Annotated in this window: 1 protein-coding gene; it reads right to left on the bottom strand. The window is 35.8% G+C overall.

Features of this window, described 5'->3' with window-relative positions:
- Window positions 1–82: 82 nt before the first annotated feature.
- On the bottom strand, window positions 83–946 hold the full coding sequence (locus tag V7137_RS29970) for a DUF1002 domain-containing protein (protein ID WP_335701443.1): 864 nt from the start codon (window positions 944–946) through the stop codon (window positions 83–85).
- Between the last annotated feature and the right edge of the window lie 350 nt (window positions 947–1,296).

The raw sequence follows: 1,296 nt of genomic DNA, 5'->3' as shown, positions 1-1,296 counted from the left end.
GACGAGGAGGCTCCCCGGACCGCCCGCGGAAAGCGAAGCTTCTTTCGCTCCAATCAACAGGCAAGTTTAACAGAGCCTTTATTTAAGAAAATATCGATTTAATCGTATCGATAAGCCAAGTGAAAAATTGCTTTAATTTTTCTAAAAAACCTTGCCCTTCTTCCGATTGAAGGAATTTAGAAATCCGTTCTTTCGCCTTATCAAGTTGATCGCTAACTTGGTTCCAGTCAATGTTTAAATCCTTAAGTTTGTTAAAAAAGTCCATTAACCGCTGCATTTCGGCATCAGTAAGCTTTACATTTAAATCATTTGCAGCTTTTTCAATTATATTTCGTAATTCTTGATCATTTTGTGGTTTATTTTTAGCAATTTCTTCTTTAACTTTAGCAATTAGTGCGGCTGCATTTTTATCACCAATCGAATCACCAAGTTTGGCAGTTTCGACCATTTCTTGGTTTGCAGCCTGTTTCACTTCTTCAGGAATGGTTTTATCAGCAGATATTTCATACGCTTTTATTATCCCTGTTAATGCAGCTGTACCAGAGACGGTAATCGGGGCTGTGATATAAATTTTTGCATCTTTAACCCCAGCCGTAATCAGGGCATTGACGTACATCTCGTCCGTAACCCAATTAATATTTTTCGTTTCAACTGTAATTCCGGCACCTTTAGGTTGAATCGTGATTGCGGATGATGAGATTGCTTTCGTCCCAATGAGCGATTTTGACACATATTTTCCTAAATATTGATGTTCCTCCGCGTTTGAGACCGTAACGATTTGAACATCATCCGGGGCACCCATTTCTGTTAATAAGGATTTCTTCTGATCTTCAGTTAAATTTTCCCCAAGTGTAACAATCATATCACCTTCAGCTACATCAGCAAATGTGCGGACTGGAATGAGTATTAAAAAAGCCAGCATAAAGTAAATAAGAATTTTTTTCATAGTTTCCTCCTCTGTCTTCTACAGGTAATCAATAAAATGATTATGACTCTGTTATTAATATAACCGAATCCACTAATTATAACGTAATTATCAAGCTTGAAGTTTCATAGAAAGAAAATCTTCCTCGAAAATATGCAAAATATGTAGGTAGAATAGCTTATTTTTGTAATTTAGTGTAGAATGTAGGTCAGTACAACATCTTCAAATTACTTTTGGAGGAAATTCTTTTATGAAGAAAAGCAACTGGGGGATTTTTAGTATTCTTATCGGAATCTCTGTTTTATGGGGAATTATATACTGGATTTTTATCGGACCGAGACACTAATATTTATTTTAATTGATGATTGACC

Origin of the sequence: Neobacillus drentensis (assembly GCF_036962765.1) — a bacterium.
Lineage (GTDB): Bacteria > Bacillota > Bacilli > Bacillales > Cytobacillaceae > Neobacillus > Neobacillus drentensis_C.
Note: the sequence above shows the minus strand (reverse complement) of the source record. Positions and strands in the feature narration are given on the sequence as shown.